Source organism: Pseudomonas shirazica (genome assembly GCF_015168335.1).
Taxonomy (GTDB): Bacteria; Pseudomonadota; Gammaproteobacteria; order Pseudomonadales; family Pseudomonadaceae; genus Aquipseudomonas; species Aquipseudomonas asiatica.
On the sequence record NZ_CP063456.1, the window covers coordinates 5,271,612 to 5,287,856 of the forward strand.

Consider the following 16,245-nt stretch of genomic DNA (forward strand, 5'->3'; position numbering starts at 1 on the left):
AGGTGAGGCTGAAGAAAATAGAGGCAAAAAAAGCCCGCGCGTGCGAGCTTGATGTTGACCGGTGGGGACCAGAATCTGGGCCCGGCCGGTCATCTATCTGTGAAAGCGTGCAGCTTTTCTGTAAACCTACACCGAATCAGAAGTCCAGGTTCGATACCGACAGCGCGTTGCTTTCGATGAAGTCACGACGCGGCTCGACCGCATCACCCATCAGGGTGTTGAAGATCTGGTCGGCAGCGATCGCATCCTCGATGGTGACCTTGAGCATACGGCGGACGGTTGGGTCCATGGTGGTTTCCCACAGCTGCTCAGGGTTCATCTCGCCCAGCCCTTTGTATCGCTGGATGGTGTGGCGCTTGGTGGTTTCGTTCATCAGCCAATCCAGGCCTTCCTTGAACTCGACAATTGCCTTGCGGCGCTCACCGCGCTGCACATAAGCACCTTCGCCCAACAAGCTGGACAGCTTGGCACCAATGTTGACTACGGTACGGTAGTCATTACTGCCGAAGAAGTCCCGGTTGAAGGTGACGTAGCTGGCCAGGCCGTGGGAGGTAACTTCCACTTCTGGCAACCATACGTTGCGCTCTTTGTCTTCGCGCAGGCTGGCTTTGTAAACCAGGCCGGACTTCTGGCTGTTATTCAGACGTTCCTGGAACTGTGCCAGCCAGGCTTGCATCACAGCGTGGTCACCCAGCTGTTCCAGGCTGACCTCCGGCAGGTAGATGAAGTGCTCGGTCAGCTCTTCCGGGTACAAGCGAGACAGACGCTTGAGTGTCTTCATGACACTACGGAATTCATTCACCAGTGCTTCCAACTGCACACCGGAAACCGCTGGTGCCGACTCGTCCAGGTGCAGGCTGGCATCTTCCAGGGCCGACTGGGTCATGTACTCTTCCATGGCCTCGTCATCCTTGATGTATTGCTCCTGCTTGCCTTTCTTCACCTTGTACAGCGGTGGCTGGGCAATGTAGATGTAGCCGCGCTCGACCAGCTCCGGCAGCTGACGGAAGAAGAAGGTCAGCAGCAGGGTACGGATGTGCGAACCGTCAACGTCAGCATCGGTCATGATGATGATGTTGTGATAACGCAGCTTGTCGATGTTGTACTCTTCGCGGCCGATACCGCAGCCCAGTGCAGTGATCAGCGTGCCCACTTCCTGGGACGAGATCATCTTGTCGAAACGCGCTTTCTCGACGTTGAGGATTTTACCCTTCAACGGCAGGATAGCCTGGGTACGACGGTTGCGGCCTTGCTTGGCCGAGCCACCCGCGGAGTCACCCTCCACCAGGTACAGTTCGGAAAGGGCAGGGTCCTTTTCCTGGCAGTCCGCCAGTTTGCCTGGCAGGCCGGCAATATCCAGCGCGCCTTTACGGCGAGTCATTTCACGGGCTTTACGTGCCGCTTCACGGGCACGGGCAGCATCGATCATCTTGCCAACGACGGCCTTGGCCTCGCTCGGGTTTTCCAACAGGAAGTCGGCGAAGTACTTGTTCATCTCCTGTTCCACGGCGGTTTTCACCTCCGAAGAGACCAGCTTGTCCTTGGTCTGCGAGCTGAACTTAGGGTCCGGCACCTTCACCGAGATGATCGCGGTCAGGCCTTCACGGGCGTCGTCGCCAGTGGTTGCCACCTTGTTCTTCTTGGCCAGGCCTTCCTGTTCGATATAGCTGTTCAGGCTACGGGTCAGCGAGGAACGGAAGCCCACCAGGTGAGTACCGCCATCACGCTGCGGAATGTTGTTGGTGAAGCACAACAGGTTTTCGTTGAAGCTGTCGTTCCACTGCAGGGCGACTTCAACACCCACGCCATCGTCACGCTGGACGTTGAAGTGGAACACCTGGGAGTTGACCGGGGTCTTGTTGGTGTTCAGATATTCAACGAACGCACGCAGGCCACCTTCGTACTTGAAGAACTCTTCCTTACCGCTACGTTCATCCTTCAGCAGGATGCCAACGCCCGAGTTGAGGAACGACAGCTCGCGGATACGCTTGGCCAGGATGTCCCAGCTGAAGTGAATGTTCTTGAAGGTTTCAGCCGAAGGCTTGAAGTGGATGTGGGTACCGGTGGTTTCGCTGTCACCGACAACCGCCATCGGTGCCTGTGGAACACCGTGAACGTAGGTCTGTTCCCAGATCTTGCCGCTACGGCGAACGGTCAGTACCAGTTTCTCAGACAGGGCGTTCACTACAGAAACACCTACGCCGTGCAGACCGCCGGATACCTTGTAGGAGTTGTCGTCGAACTTACCGCCAGCGTGCAGCACGGTCATGATGACCTCGGCTGCGGAAACGCCTTCTTCTTTATGCACGTCGACCGGAATGCCGCGACCGTTGTCGCGCACACTGATGGATTCGTCCGGGTGGATGATGACGGTGATGTCATCGCAGTGACCGGCGAGGGCTTCGTCGATCGAGTTGTCGACCACCTCGAAGACCATGTGGTGCAGGCCGCTACCATCATCGGTGTCGCCAATGTACATGCCGGGGCGCTTGCGCACGGCATCCAAACCTTTCAGCACCTTGATGCTGGAGGAGTCGTACGTTTGATTTTCGCTCATGCATTCACTCCCGATGGTCGTGGGTCTGGGTGATACGGCCTTGTTCCACGTGGAACAAAGCAACTGGCGTTTCCGTCTGCCAGCCTTCCCTCAGTAATTCGTGATCTACACAGGTGATGAACACCTGGCAGCGTAATTCTTCAAGCAAGCGACACAGCGCGCGGCGATGCTGGTCGTCCAGTTCGGACGGCAAGTCATCCACGAGATAAATACAGTGACCGCGGCGAGCCTGACTAACGAGGTGGCCTTGGGCAATGCGCAATGCGCACACCACCAGCTTTTGCTGACCACGCGACAGGATGTCGGCTGCATTGTTGGCAGCCAGACGAAGACGCAGATCAGCACGCTGCGGACCGGCCTGGGTGTGGCCCATCTGCTGATCGCGAAGGAGAGAGGAAGCGAGTACTTCTTGCAGTTCCCGGTCCTTGTCCCAGCCTCGGTAGTAGCTAAGGGTCAACCCGTCCAGCTCGACCAGTTCGCTCAGGGTTCGCTCGAAGACGGGCTTCAAGGCCTTGATGTAGTTGCGACGGTATTCATCTATTTCCGCACTGGCCAGGCACAATTCCCGGTCCCAGGCGGCTTGCGAAGCTGGGTCAAGTGTACCATGCCGCAACCATGAGTTCCGCTGCCGGAGTGCCTTCTGCAGCCGTTGCCAGGCTGGCAGAAAACGAGGTTCCACGTGGAACACCCCCCAATCCAGGAACTGGCGACGTATTTTCGGAGCGCCTTCCAACAAGCGGAAACTGTCCGGATTGATGAGCTGAAGCGGTAGCAATTCAGCGAGCTGCGCTGCACTCCGCGCATTCTGCCCATCGATGCGAATAGTGAACTCCCCTTGCCGCTCCCGGGATACACCCAAGTTGCTGCTGCCACCCTCGGCCAACTGCACTTCGCCGAACACGGTACAGGCAGGCTGCTCGTACTGGATAACCGGATTCAGGCGGGTGCTGCGGAACGAGCGCGCCAGCCCGAGCAGGTGCACGGCCTCAAGCACGCTGGTTTTGCCGCTGCCGTTGGCGCCGTAAAGGATGTTGATGCGGGGGGACGGTGAGAGTGTCACCGGGTGCAAGTTGCGCACCGCGGTGACCATGATACGTCGAAGAGACATTTCGCCTGCTACGGGTTACAGACGCATTGGCATGACAACGTAGGAAGAATCGTCATTGCCAGCTTCCTGCAGCAGGGCGCTGCTGTTGGAATCGGACAGGATCAGACGAACTTGCTCGGTAGTCATTACGCCCAGCACGTCCAGCAGGTAGCTGACGTTGAAGCCGATTTCCAGCGAGCTACCTTCGTAGTCCACGCTGATTTCTTCTTCAGCTTCTTCCTGCTCGGGGTTGTTGGCCTGGATCTTCAGTTGGCCAGCAGCCAGTTGCAGGCGGATACCGCGGTACTTTTCGTTGGAAAGAATCGCAGTACGGCTGAAGGCTTCACGCAGCGCCTGACGGTCGCCGACCACCAGCTTGTCACCGCCCTTGGGCAGTACGCGCTCGTAGTCCGGGAACTTGCCGTCCACCAGCTTGGAAGTGAAGGTGAATTCACCGGTGGTGGCGCGAATGTGGTGCTGGCCCAGGACGATGCTGACCATGCCTTCCGGGTCGGTCAGCAGGCGTGCCAGTTCGAGGATACCTTTGCGTGGCACGATGACCTGGTGGCGATCATCCTGCTCGATCGGTGCGCTCATGGAGCACAGCGCCAGGCGATGACCGTCAGTGGACACAGCTCGCAGGGTGTTGCGGGAAACCTCCAGCAGCATACCGTTGAGGTAGTAGCGCACATCCTGCTGGGCCATGGCGAAACTGGTGCGCTCGATCAGGCGGCGCAGCTTGCTCTGTTCCAGGTTGCAGGTCAGCGAGCCCGGGCCTTCTTCCACGGTCGGGAAGTCATTGGCTGGCAGGGTCGACAGGGTAAAGCGGCTGCGGCCGGCCTTGACCAACAGTTTCTGCTCGTCGACCTTGATATCGATCAGGACGTCGTTCGGCAGGCTTTTGCAAATGTCCATCAGCTTGCGTGCCGGGACAGTGATTTCGCCAGGCTCGGCCGGCTCTTCCAGTTGCACGCGGCCTACCAGTTCGACTTCCAGGTCGGTACCAGTCAACGACAGTTGCTGGCCTTGCACGACCAGCAATACGTTGGACAGGACCGGCAAGGTCTGGCGGCGCTCGACGACACCGGCGACCAGTTGCAGGGGTTTCAACAGGGCTTCGCGTTGAATGGTGAAATGCATGGTCTAGTCCCTTGCCTTCAATTAGCTGCGCAGACGGCCATCAGGTCGTCAGCGTCCGCAGCAGGTTCTTGTAGTCCTCGCGGATGTCCGCGTCGGATTCCTTCAGTTCGTTGATCTTGCGGCAGGCGTGCAGCACGGTCGTATGGTCGCGACCACCGAACATGTCGCCGATTTCCGGCAGACTGTGGTTGGTCAGTTCCTTGGACAGGGCCATGGCCACCTGGCGTGGACGCGCCACGGAACGCGAACGACGCTTGGACAACAGATCGGAGATCTTGATCTTGTAGTACTCGGCGACGGTACGCTGAATGTTATCCACACTGACCAGCTTGTCCTGGAGCGCCAGCAGGTCCTTGAGCGACTCACGAATCAGTTCGATGGTGATGTCGCGGCCCATGAAGTGCGAGTGAGCGATCACCCGCTTCAATGCGCCTTCCAGTTCACGGACGTTGGAACGGATGCGCTGAGCAATGAAGAAGGCCGCGTCATGCGGCAGTTCGACCTTGGCCTGGTCGGCCTTCTTCATCAGGATCGCCACGCGGGTTTCCAGCTCTGGTGGCTCGACGGCCACCGTCAGGCCCCAACCAAAGCGCGACTTCAGACGCTCTTCCAGGCCTTCGATCTCCTTGGGGTAGCGGTCAGAGGTAAGGATTACCTGCTGGCCACCCTCGAGCAGGGCGTTGAAGGTGTGGAAAAACTCTTCCTGCGAGCGCTCTTTACGGGCAAAGAACTGGATATCGTCGATCAGCAACGCATCCACCGAGCGGTAGAAACGCTTGAATTCGTTGATGGCGTTGAGCTGCAGCGCCTTGACCATGTCCGCGACGAAGCGCTCCGAATGCAGGTACACGACCTTGGCGTTCGGGTTCTTCTTCAGCAGGTGGTTACCCACAGCATGCATGAGGTGGGTTTTACCCAGGCCCACACCACCATAAAGGAAGAGCGGGTTGTAACCATGCTTGGGGTTGTCTGCCACCTGCCAGGCAGCCGCGCGCGCCAGCTGGTTCGACTTACCTTCGACGAAGGTGTCGAAGGTGAAGGTGCGGTTCAGGTAACTGGTGTGTTTGAGCGCACCTTCAACCTGCACGGTACGCTGTTCGGTCCGGGCACTGCCAGACGACGCAGAAGCCGGTTCGGCCATGGCATCGAAGCTGTCACGCGAGGATGGCTCGGCCAGTTCATCGACCAGCACTGGCTCGGCCGCCGCGACGGCGACGGGTTCGACCGCTGCCGGCACTGCCTTCTGTGTCTGGCTCTGGGCCAGCGAGGCGGCCACCGCAGCACTTACTGGCGCGTTGGGTGCGGCACGTGGCGCGGAGCTGCGACGGCTGCCGATCAACAAGGAAAGGGCAGGCGCAATGCCGCTGCCGTTTTCGCCCAACAGCTCGAGCAAACGACCCAGGTACTTTTCATTGACCCAATCGAGAACGAAACGGTTAGGCGCATAGACGCGCAACTCGTCGCCTTCGGCTTCGACCTGTAGCGGACGGATCCAGGTGTTGAATTGCTGGGCAGGCAGTTCATCGCGCAGAAGCTCCACGCACTGCTGCCAAAGTTCCACTGACACGGATATCCCCTGAGTTTGAAAGCCGGATGAGGCAAAAACAAACCGCCATTGTACCGGTCGAGCGTCCAGTTATCCACATGTGGACACGTTAGGAACCATGACAAAACAGCCATTTATCGACCAAAACGGCTTCCTCACACTGTGAATAAGCCCTGTGGATAAGCAGCCATGAGCGCTATGCACAACCCTGAGGCCAGGTCTGTTGATAACTCCGCTGTGGATAAGCGGCGATTTAATCCACAGCTTTTGACCACGAAGAAAACAAGCGCAGCACCGGTTGAGAACACAGTTGTAAAACTCTATACAGCCCGGATTTTCTGGCCTCAAGCAGGTTATCCACAGAAGGTTATCCACTTAAGATTTATAGATTCTTCAGAAAAGCTTTTTATATGTCTCTTCTTTTTTTTCATGTTGTCCCCAATTCGTGTGTCCGATCAAGCACCCTTGGGGGATGAACAAGCACGCACCGTCCATCACGTGCTCTATATGGAAAGACTGGTTGGAAATTGACCTACGGGCTTGCTTTCTCTAGAATCGCCGGTCTCTTAAAAAGGGGGCCATCCCGGCCCGTCGTCGACAAACCAGGTAACACGCCATGAAACGTACTTTCCAACCAAGCACCATCAAGCGCGCGCGCACCCACGGCTTCCGTGCCCGTATGGCTACCAAGAACGGCCGCGCTGTTCTGTCGCGTCGTCGTGCCAAAGGCCGTAAGCGTCTGGCCATTTGATTTTTCGGCACAGGTGGTGAGTCAGGACTTCAGTCGGGAAAAGCGACTGCTTACACCCCGACATTTCAAAGCGGTCTTCGACTCCCCAACCGGCAAGGTTCCAGGGAAAAACCTGCTGATCCTTGCTCGCGAGAACGGCCTCGATCACCCACGCCTTGGCCTGGTGATCGGCAAGAAGAGCGTCAAGCTCGCCGTTCAACGCAACCGCCTCAAGCGCTTGATGCGCGATTCCTTTCGCCTGAACCAGCAATTGCTTGCCGGGTTGGACATTGTGATCGTCGCGCGCAAGGGATTGGGTGAGATAGAAAACCCGGAATTGCACCAACACTTTGGCAAACTCTGGAAACGCCTGGCGCGCAGCCGGCCCAGTCCAGCAGTAACCGCCAATTCCGTAGGGGTAGACAGCCAAGATGCGTAAACTGGCGCTCGTTCCGATCCAGTTTTACCGTTACGCCATTAGTCCTCTGATGGCCAATCACTGTCGTTTCTTCCCCAGTTGCTCCTGTTACGCTTATGAAGCCATCGAAAACCACGGCCTCTGGCGTGGTGGGTGGCTAGCCGTTCGTCGCCTGGGGCGTTGTCATCCGTGGAACGACGGCGGTTTCGATCCCGTTCCTCCCGCTCCTTCCTCCCGAACTTCTTCGATAGCCGAGTAATCATGGATATTAAACGCACGATCCTGATCGTCGCCCTGGCAATCGTGTCCTACGTCATGGTCCTCAAGTGGAACCAGGACTACGGCCAGGCTGCCCTGCCGACTCAGAATACTGCTGCCAGCACCGTTGCCCCGGGTTTGCCGGATGGCGTACCGGCCGGTAACGCCGGCGCCAGCGCCGATGTGCCAAGCGCCAACGCCGAAACCAGCGCAGCCGAACTGGCACCGGTTGCGGTCAGCAAGGACCTGATCCGGGTCAAGACCGATGTCCTGGAGCTGGCTATCGATCCGGTCGGTGGTGACATCGTCCAGCTGAACCTGCCGCAGTACCCACGTCGCCAGGACCACCCGGAAATTCCGTTCCAGCTGTTCGACAACGGTGGCGAACGTGTCTACCTGGCACAAAGCGGCCTGACCGGCGTAAACGGTCCGGATGCCCGCCCTGCCGGTCGCCCTCTGTACGCTACCGACAAGAAGGGTTACCAGCTGGCCGATGGCCAGGAACAACTGGTGGTCGACCTGAAGTTCAGTGACAACGGCGTCAACTACATCAAGCGCTTCAGCTTCAAGCGCGGCGAGTACGACCTGACCGTCAGCTATCTGATCGACAACCAGAGCGGTCAGGCCTGGAGCGGCAACATGTTTGCCCAGCTCAAGCGTGACGCCAGCTCCGATCCGTCGTCGAGTACTGCCACCGGCACCGCCACCTACCTGGGCGCTGCCCTGTGGACTGCTTCCGAGCCTTACAAAAAGGTCTCGATGAAGGACATCGACAAAGGTAGTTTGAAAGAAAATGTGTCCGGCGGCTGGGTTGCTTGGCTGCAGCACTACTTCGTGACCGCCTGGATTCCGGCCAAGTCGGACAACAACGTTGTCCAGACCCGCAAGGACAGCCAGGGCAACTACATCATCGGCTACACCGGCCCGGCCATCAGCGTGCCTGCTGGCGGCAAGGTCGAAACCAGCGCCATGCTGTACGCCGGCCCGAAAATCCAGTCCAAGCTGAAAGAGTTGTCCCCAGGCCTGGAACTGACCGTCGACTATGGCTTCCTGTGGTTCATCGCCCAGCCGATCTTCTGGCTGCTGCAACATATCCACAGCCTGCTGGGTAACTGGGGCTGGTCGATCATCGTGCTGACCATGCTGATCAAAGGCCTGTTCTTCCCGCTGTCGGCTGCCAGCTACCGTTCGATGGCGCGCATGCGTGCCGTTGCGCCGAAGCTCGCTGCACTGAAGGAACGCTTCGGTGACGATCGCCAGAAGATGTCCCAGGCGATGATGGAGCTGTACAAGAAAGAGAAGATCAACCCGCTGGGCGGCTGCTTGCCGATCCTGGTGCAGATGCCAGTGTTCCTGGCCCTGTACTGGGTACTGCTGGAAAGCGTGGAAATGCGCCAGGCTCCATGGATGCTGTGGATTACCGACCTGTCGATCAAGGATCCGTTCTTCATCCTGCCGATCATCATGGGCGCCACCATGTTCATCCAGCAGCGCCTGAACCCGACGCCGCCGGATCCGATGCAGGCCAAGGTGATGAAAATGATGCCGATCATCTTCACCTTCTTCTTCCTGTGGTTCCCGGCTGGTCTGGTGCTGTACTGGGTTGTGAACAACTGCCTGTCGATCGCACAGCAGTGGTACATCACCCGCAGCATCGAAGCAGCCACCAAAAAAGCTGCTGCTTGACAGGCTACTGCGCTAGCCTGTGAATAAAAACGCCCCCTAGTGGGGCGTTTTTGCTATCTGTCGTTTTTGTCGTAGAGGCTTTCCAGCATGAACACTGTGCGTGAAACCATCGCCGCCATCGCCACCGCCCAGGGCCGCGGCGGTGTGGGTATTGTCAGGTTGTCCGGCCCTCTGGCTGCCAAGGCCGGCCAGTTGATCACCGGCCGTACGCTTACCCCGCGCCACGCCCATTACGGCCCGTTCCGCGACGAGGAAGGCCTGGTGCTGGACGAAGGGATCGCGCTGTTCTTCCCCGGGCCGAATTCGTTCACCGGCGAGGACGTGCTGGAACTGCAGGGCCACGGTGGCCCGGTGGTGCTGGATATGCTGCTGCAGCGCTGTGTACAGGTTGGTTGCCGGCTGGCTCGCCCGGGTGAGTTCAGCGAGCGTGCATTCCTCAACGACAAGCTCGACCTGGCCCAGGCCGAAGCCATTGCCGACCTGATCGAAGCCAGTTCCAGCCAAGCTGCGCGCAATGCCCTGCGTTCGCTACAGGGGGAGTTCTCCAAGCGCGTGCACTTCCTGACCGATGCGTTGATTGCGCTGCGCATCTACGTCGAGGCGGCGATCGACTTCCCTGAAGAGGAAATCGACTTCCTCGCCGACGGCCATGTGCTGGCGATGCTCGATACCGTGCGGGGCGAGTTGTCCAAAGTACAGCGTGAAGCCGGGCAGGGGGCTTTGCTGCGTGACGGCATGACTGTGGTCATCGCCGGTAGGCCGAATGCTGGCAAGTCGAGCCTGCTGAACCAGCTGGCCGGACGGGAAGCGGCCATCGTCACCGACATTGCCGGCACCACGCGGGACATCCTGCGCGAACATATCCACATCGACGGCATGCCGCTACACGTGGTCGATACTGCCGGTTTGCGCGACACCGATGACCATGTGGAAAAGATTGGCGTGGAACGTGCGCTGAAGGCCATTGGCGAGGCAGACCGGGTGTTGTTGGTGGTGGACTCCACCGCGCCCGAGGCCAGCGACCCGTTTGCCCTGTGGCCAGAATTTCTCGACCAGCGGCCAGACCCGGCCAAGGTGACGCTGATTCGGAACAAGGCCGATCTTAGTGGTGAGCGGGTAGCGCTGGAACAGTGCGATGACGGGCATGTAACGATCACCCTCAGTGCCAAAGGGGACGATGCAGGGCTGCAGTTGCTGCGTGACCACCTGAAGGCCTGCATGGGTTATGAACAGACGGCCGAGAGTGGCTTCAGTGCTCGCCGGCGCCATCTGGATGCCCTGCGCCAGGCCAGTGAGCACCTGGAACATGGCCGTGCACAACTGACCCTGGCTGGCGCGGGTGAGCTGTTGGCGGAAGACCTGCGGCAGGCGCAGCAGGCCCTGGGGGAGATTACCGGGGCATTCAGCTCTGATGACCTGCTGGGGCGGATTTTCTCCAGTTTCTGCATCGGCAAGTAATTCACAGCCAGGCAAAACCAAGAGCCGCTCCTTCGGGAGCGGCTTTTTTTTGCCTCAAATTTCGCAGCTTCTACGGAAATCGCGCCGCACCTGAAGGCTGTGCAGAACCCTGTGGGAGCGGGTTCACCCGCGAAGAGGCCGGTGCAGGTTCACATTTTTTTTATTCACCTACCCCAATCTGCTCTCAGGAGCCCTGTGGAAAACTCGCCTTCAGCTCCGTTGATAAGCAGGCTTTTTTTCTGAGGACAAACCCGCTTGTGGGTAAACAGCCATTTAATCCACAGGCTAAATCGTGTTATCCATAGCCCTCATGGTACTCCAGCCACAGGGTTTAATTTTTCTCTACACAGCATGGATAAAGGCCTGCATAAGCTTATCCACAGAAAGGCTTGTGCATAAGAATAAACATAAAAACAAAGCTTTTTTAAATTTTTCCTCTTTGATTTCTGTTGGCTGCCACTCATCCACAGACTGGTCAAAATTTGCTCAGACGGTTTCTTTAAAGGGGGTGAAGTCCCTATACTTGTCCGCTTACCTTCTCTATTCGCAAAAACAGGCACGAGGTGCGTGGTGGATTTCCCTTCCCGTTTTGAAGTGATCGTCATCGGCGGCGGCCATGCCGGTACCGAGGCTGCGCTTGCGTCTGCACGCATGGGTGTGAAAACCCTGCTGTTGACCCATAACGTGGAAACCCTCGGTCACATGAGCTGCAACCCCGCCATTGGCGGTATTGGCAAAAGCCATCTGGTCAAAGAGATCGATGCCCTCGGCGGCGCCATGGCGCTGGCCACCGACAAGAGCGGCATCCAGTTCCGCGTTCTGAACAACCGCAAGGGCCCGGCTGTACGCGCCACCCGTGCACAGGCCGACCGCGCCATCTACAAGGCAGTGGTGCGTGAAATCCTGGAAAACCAGCCGAACCTGTGGATATTCCAGCAGTCCTGCGACGACCTGATCGTCGAGCAGGACCAGGTCAAAGGCGTGGTGACCCAGATGGGCCTGCGTTTCTTCGCCGAATCGGTGGTACTGACCACCGGTACCTTCCTCGGCGGGCTTATCCACATTGGTTTGCAAAACCATTCCGGTGGTCGCGCCGGCGATCCACCTTCGATTGCCCTGGCCCACCGCATGCGTGAACTGCCGCTGCGCGTCGGCCGCCTGAAAACCGGTACCCCGCCACGCATCGACGGCCGCTCGGTGGACTTCTCGGTAATGACCGAGCAGCCAGGCGATACGCCGATTCCGGTGATGTCGTTCATGGGCAATGCCCAGATGCACCCGCGTCAGGTGAGCTGCTGGATTACCCACACCAATGCGCGCACCCACGAGATCATCGCCTCGAACCTCGACCGTTCGCCGATGTACTCGGGTGTCATCGAAGGTGTTGGCCCGCGCTACTGCCCGTCGATCGAAGACAAGATCCACCGCTTCGCCGACAAGGAAAGCCACCAGGTGTTCATTGAGCCGGAAGGCCTGACCACCCATGAGCTGTACCCCAACGGTATTTCCACTTCGCTGCCGTTCGACGTGCAGCTGGAGCTGGTGCGGTCGATCCGTGGCATGGAGAACGCCCACATCGTGCGCCCGGGCTATGCCATCGAATACGACTACTTCGACCCGCGTGACCTCAAGTACAGCCTCGAGACCAAAGTCATCGGCGGCCTGTTCTTCGCCGGCCAGATCAACGGCACCACCGGTTACGAAGAAGCCGGCGCCCAAGGTTTGCTGGCCGGGACCAACGCGGCCCTGCGGGCGCAGGGCCGAGACAGCTGGTGCCCGCGCCGCGACGAGGCATACATCGGCGTACTGGTCGACGACCTGATTACCCTGGGTACCCAGGAGCCGTACCGCATGTTCACTTCGCGTGCCGAGTACCGCCTGATCCTGCGCGAAGACAACGCCGACCTGCGGCTGACCGAAAAGGGCCGTGAACTCGGCCTGATCGACGACCAGCGTTGGGCCGCCTTCTGCGCCAAGCGCGACGGCATCGAACGCGAGGAGCAGCGCCTGAAGTCGACCTGGGTACGCCCGAACACCGAGCAAGGCCAGGCGATTGTGGATAAGTTCGGTACCCCGCTCAGCCACGAGTACAGCCTGCTCAACCTGCTGGCGCGCCCGGAAATCGACTACGCCGGCCTGATCGAGGCAACCGGCGGCGAAGCGATCGATCCACAGGTCGCCGAGCAGGTCGAAATTCGCACCAAGTACGCCGGCTACATCGACCGCCAGCAGGATGAAATCGCACGTCTGCGCGCCAGCGAAGACACCCGCCTGCCTGTGGATATCGATTACTCGACGATTTCCGGCCTGTCCAAGGAAATCCAGGGCAAGCTGGGCCAGACCCGTCCGGAAACCCTGGGTCAGGCTTCGCGTATCCCGGGCGTGACCCCGGCGGCGATTTCCCTGTTGCTGATTCACTTGAAAAAACGCGGCGCTGGCCGCGAATTGGAGCAAAGCGCTTGAGTTCCCTGGTCACCCCGCAACACGCTGAAGAGTTGTCCACAGGTGCGCGTCAGCTCGGTGTCGAGCTGAGCGCCGAGCATCACGAGATGCTGCTCGGCTACCTGGCCCTGCTGATCAAATGGAACAAAGCCTACAACCTCACCGCCGTGCGCGACCCCAACGAGATGGTGTCGCGTCACCTGCTCGACAGCCTCAGTGTCATGCCGTTTATCCACAGCGAGCGTGATAATTGGCTGGATGTCGGCAGTGGCGGTGGCATGCCCGGTATCCCGTTGGCTATCCTGCATCCACACAAGCGCGTGACGGTGCTGGACGCCAATGGCAAGAAGACCCGCTTCCTGACCCAGGTGAAAATGGAGCTCAAGTTGGACAACCTCACGGTTATCCACAGCCGGGTCGAAGCCTTCCAGCCGGCACAACCTTTCAGCGGAATCATCTCTCGCGCCTTCAGCAGCATGGAGAACTTCACCAACTGGACCCGCCACCTGGGCGACACCGGGACGCAATGGCTTGCAATGAAGGGGCTGCATCCTGCCGATGAACTGGTAGCATTGCCCGCAGACTTCACAGTGGAAAGCGAGCAGGCCCTGACCGTTCCAGGTTGCCAGGGCCAGCGCCATCTGCTGATACTGCGCCGCAAGGCATGACTGGGAACACACGCAACAATGGCTAAGGTATTCGCAATCGCGAACCAGAAAGGTGGTGTGGGCAAGACCACCACCTGTATCAATCTCGCTGCCTCGCTGGCCGCGACCAAGCGTCGTGTGCTGCTGATCGACCTCGATCCGCAGGGCAACGCCACCATGGGCAGCGGTGTGGACAAGCACGAGCTCGAGCACTCGGTCTACGACCTGTTGATCGGGGAATGCGACCTGGCCCAGGCCATGCATTACTCCGAGCACGGTGGTTTCCAGTTGCTGCCGGCCAACCGTGACCTGACAGCCGCCGAAGTGGTGCTGCTGGAAATGCAGGTCAAGGAGAGCCGCCTGCGCAACGCCTTGGCGCCTATCCGCGAGAACTACGACTACATCCTCATCGATTGCCCTCCGTCGCTGTCGATGCTGACGCTCAACGCACTGGTCGCTTCAGATGGCGTGATCATCCCGATGCAGTGCGAGTATTACGCACTGGAAGGTCTCAGCGACCTTGTGGATAACATCAAGCGCATCGCCGCCCGGTTGAACCCGGAGCTGAAGATCGAGGGCCTGCTGCGGACCATGTACGATCCGCGCCTGAGCCTGAACAACGATGTCTCGGCGCAGCTGAAGGAGCACTTTGGCCCGCAGCTGTACGACACGGTCATTCCGCGCAACATTCGCCTGGCCGAGGCCCCGAGCTTCGGCATGCCGGCCCTGGCCTACGACAAGCAATCGCGAGGCGCGCTGGCTTATCTGGCCCTGGCTGGGGAACTGGTACGCCGTCAACGCCGTCAATCACGCACTGCACAAACAACTTAAGGAATCCGTATGGCCGTCAAGAAACGGGGTCTCGGACGTGGGTTGGATGCACTGCTCAGTGGTCCTTCCGTCAGCGCGCTCGAAGAGCAGGCTGTGAAGATCGACCAGAAAGAACTGCAACACCTGCCGGTCGAGCTGATCCAGCGTGGCAAATACCAGCCGCGTCGGGACATGGACCCGGAGGCGCTGGAAGAGCTCGCGCACTCGATTCGCAACCATGGCGTGATGCAACCGATCGTGGTGCGCCCGATCGATGGCAACCGCTACGAGATCATCGCCGGTGAGCGCCGCTGGCGCGCCACCCAGCAGGCTGGCCTGGACAAGATCCCGGCGATGGTCCGCGAAGTGCCCGACGAAGCCGCCATCGCCATGGCGCTGATCGAGAACATCCAGCGTGAAGACCTCAACCCGCTGGAAGAGGCGCTGGCCCTGCAGCGCCTGCAGCAGGAGTTCGAACTCACCCAGCAACAGGTGGCCGATGCCGTAGGCAAGTCGCGGGTAACCGTGGCCAACCTGCTGCGCCTGATCACCCTGCCTGACGCGATCAAGACCATGCTTGCCCATGGCGACCTGGAGATGGGCCACGCCCGAGCATTGCTCGGCCTGGAAGAACACCGGCAGGAGGAGGGGGCGCGTCATGTTGTCGCACGTGGCCTCACCGTGCGCCAAACCGAGGCACTGGTTCGCCAGTGGCTCAGTGACAAACCTGATCCGGTCGAACCGAGCAAACCTGATCCGGATATCGCACGCCTTGAACAGCGGCTCGCAGAGCGCCTGGGCTCGGCCGTGCAGATACGCCATGGCAACAAGGGCAAAGGCCAATTGGTTATTCGCTACAACTCGCTTGACGAGTTGCAAGGCGTGCTTGCTCACATCCGCTGAAACAATTCCCGTTGTAGCGCGCAGTCGGAAATCACTACCGAATAGTTGAATAGGGGTTAATCCACCCCTATACTCTGCGCGCATTTTGTCGGCACAAATTATGCCAAGTCATAACTGACTTGCTGGTCGACTTCCGAGGAGCAGTTGTGATGGAAATCCGCACGCCAAACCGCCTGCCTTTCCATCGCTGGGCGGTTTTCCCGGTACTGCTGGCTCAATTCGTCGTACTGCTGCTGGCAACGTTGGTGTTGTGGCAGTGGAAAGGGGCGGTCAGTGGATATTCAGGCCTTTGCGGAGGTTTGATTGCCTGGCTACCCAATGTGTATTTCGCCTGGAAGGCTTTTCGCTTCAGTGGGGCCCGGGCGGCACAAGCCATCGTCAAGTCGTTCTACGCTGGCGAGGCAGGCAAGATGATTTTGACGGCAGTGCTTTTTGCACTGACCTTCGCAGGAGTGAAGCCACTGGCGCCGCTAGCAGTATTCGGCGTCTTCGTGTTGACCCTTTTGGTCAGCTGGTTCGCGCCCCTGCTGATGAATAAAAGACTTTCGAGACCTTAGGGCGTT

The 16,245-nt window shown here is 59.1% G+C and carries 15 protein-coding genes; 11 read left to right on the plus strand and 4 right to left on the minus strand.

Going from position 1 to position 16,245, the window contains the following annotated elements; translation table 11 throughout:
- Positions 1–136: 136 nt before the first annotated feature.
- The 4 genes from gyrB to dnaA are packed head-to-tail and all read right to left on the minus strand — an operon-like array spanning position 137 to position 6,351.
- A complete protein-coding gene (gene gyrB, locus IMX18_RS24315) occupies positions 137–2,557 on the minus strand; it encodes a DNA topoisomerase (ATP-hydrolyzing) subunit B (protein WP_085721404.1) in 2,421 nt (806 codons plus the stop codon).
- A gap of 4 nt (positions 2,558–2,561) precedes the next feature.
- On the minus strand, positions 2,562–3,665 hold the full coding sequence (gene recF / locus IMX18_RS24320; protein WP_003260018.1) for a DNA replication/repair protein RecF: 1,104 nt from the start codon (positions 3,663–3,665) through the stop codon (positions 2,562–2,564).
- A gap of 15 nt (positions 3,666–3,680) precedes the next feature.
- Positions 3,681–4,784, minus strand: a complete 1,104-nt coding sequence (dnaN, locus tag IMX18_RS24325) for a DNA polymerase III subunit beta (RefSeq protein ID WP_015268408.1) — start codon at positions 4,782–4,784, stop codon at positions 3,681–3,683.
- Between the two features lie 40 nt (positions 4,785–4,824).
- Positions 4,825–6,351 (minus strand): chromosomal replication initiator protein DnaA, encoded by a 1,527-nt coding sequence (gene dnaA, locus IMX18_RS24330; protein ID WP_015268407.1) that lies wholly within the window; start codon positions 6,349–6,351, stop codon positions 4,825–4,827.
- A gap of 168 nt (positions 6,352–6,519) precedes the next feature.
- On the opposite strand from dnaA, the gene IMX18_RS24335 reads away from it, so the two are divergent.
- From IMX18_RS24335 to IMX18_RS24385, 11 genes are all read left to right on the plus strand, one after another.
- Entirely contained in the window at positions 6,520–6,861 is a 342-nt protein-coding gene (locus IMX18_RS24335; protein ID WP_137108947.1) for a hypothetical protein, read from the plus strand.
- Positions 6,862–6,946: 85 nt separating this feature from the next.
- Positions 6,947–7,081 (plus strand): 50S ribosomal protein L34, encoded by a 135-nt coding sequence (rpmH, locus tag IMX18_RS24340; RefSeq protein WP_003253163.1) that lies wholly within the window; start codon positions 6,947–6,949, stop codon positions 7,079–7,081.
- Between the two features lie 13 nt (positions 7,082–7,094).
- A complete protein-coding gene (rnpA, locus tag IMX18_RS24345) occupies positions 7,095–7,499 on the plus strand; it encodes a ribonuclease P protein component (RefSeq protein WP_003260020.1) in 405 nt (134 codons plus the stop codon).
- Positions 7,492–7,737, plus strand: coding sequence for a membrane protein insertion efficiency factor YidD (yidD, locus tag IMX18_RS24350; RefSeq protein ID WP_015268406.1), 246 nt, complete (start codon positions 7,492–7,494; stop codon positions 7,735–7,737). The genes rnpA and yidD overlap by 8 nt, the downstream gene beginning before the upstream one ends.
- 2 nt (positions 7,738–7,739) lie before the next feature.
- Positions 7,740–9,422, plus strand: a complete 1,683-nt coding sequence (gene yidC, locus IMX18_RS24355; RefSeq protein ID WP_015268405.1) for a membrane protein insertase YidC — start codon at positions 7,740–7,742, stop codon at positions 9,420–9,422.
- Positions 9,423–9,509: 87 nt separating this feature from the next.
- The gene (gene mnmE, locus IMX18_RS24360) at positions 9,510–10,880 is read left to right on the plus strand and encodes a tRNA uridine-5-carboxymethylaminomethyl(34) synthesis GTPase MnmE (protein ID WP_015268404.1); all 1,371 of its coding nucleotides are present in this window, start codon (positions 9,510–9,512) and stop codon (positions 10,878–10,880) included.
- A 570-nt stretch (positions 10,881–11,450) separates the two neighbouring features.
- Entirely contained in the window at positions 11,451–13,343 is a 1,893-nt protein-coding gene (gene mnmG, locus IMX18_RS24365; RefSeq protein WP_015268403.1) for a tRNA uridine-5-carboxymethylaminomethyl(34) synthesis enzyme MnmG, read from the plus strand.
- Positions 13,340–13,990 carry a 16S rRNA (guanine(527)-N(7))-methyltransferase RsmG gene (gene rsmG, locus IMX18_RS24370; protein WP_015268402.1) on the plus strand — a complete coding sequence of 217 codons (651 nt, stop codon included), beginning with the start codon at positions 13,340–13,342 and terminating at the stop codon, positions 13,988–13,990. The genes mnmG and rsmG overlap by 4 nt, the downstream gene beginning before the upstream one ends.
- A gap of 18 nt (positions 13,991–14,008) precedes the next feature.
- Positions 14,009–14,800 carry a ParA family protein gene (locus IMX18_RS24375; RefSeq protein ID WP_012274913.1) on the plus strand — a complete coding sequence of 264 codons (792 nt, stop codon included), beginning with the start codon at positions 14,009–14,011 and terminating at the stop codon, positions 14,798–14,800.
- Between the two features lie 9 nt (positions 14,801–14,809).
- On the plus strand, positions 14,810–15,682 hold the full coding sequence (locus IMX18_RS24380) for a ParB/RepB/Spo0J family partition protein (RefSeq protein ID WP_003260029.1): 873 nt from the start codon (positions 14,810–14,812) through the stop codon (positions 15,680–15,682).
- Between the two features lie 149 nt (positions 15,683–15,831).
- Positions 15,832–16,239: a F0F1 ATP synthase subunit I gene (locus IMX18_RS24385; protein ID WP_008092225.1), complete on the plus strand. Its 408-nt coding sequence runs from the start codon at positions 15,832–15,834 to the stop codon at positions 16,237–16,239.
- Positions 16,240–16,245 lie beyond the last annotated feature (6 nt).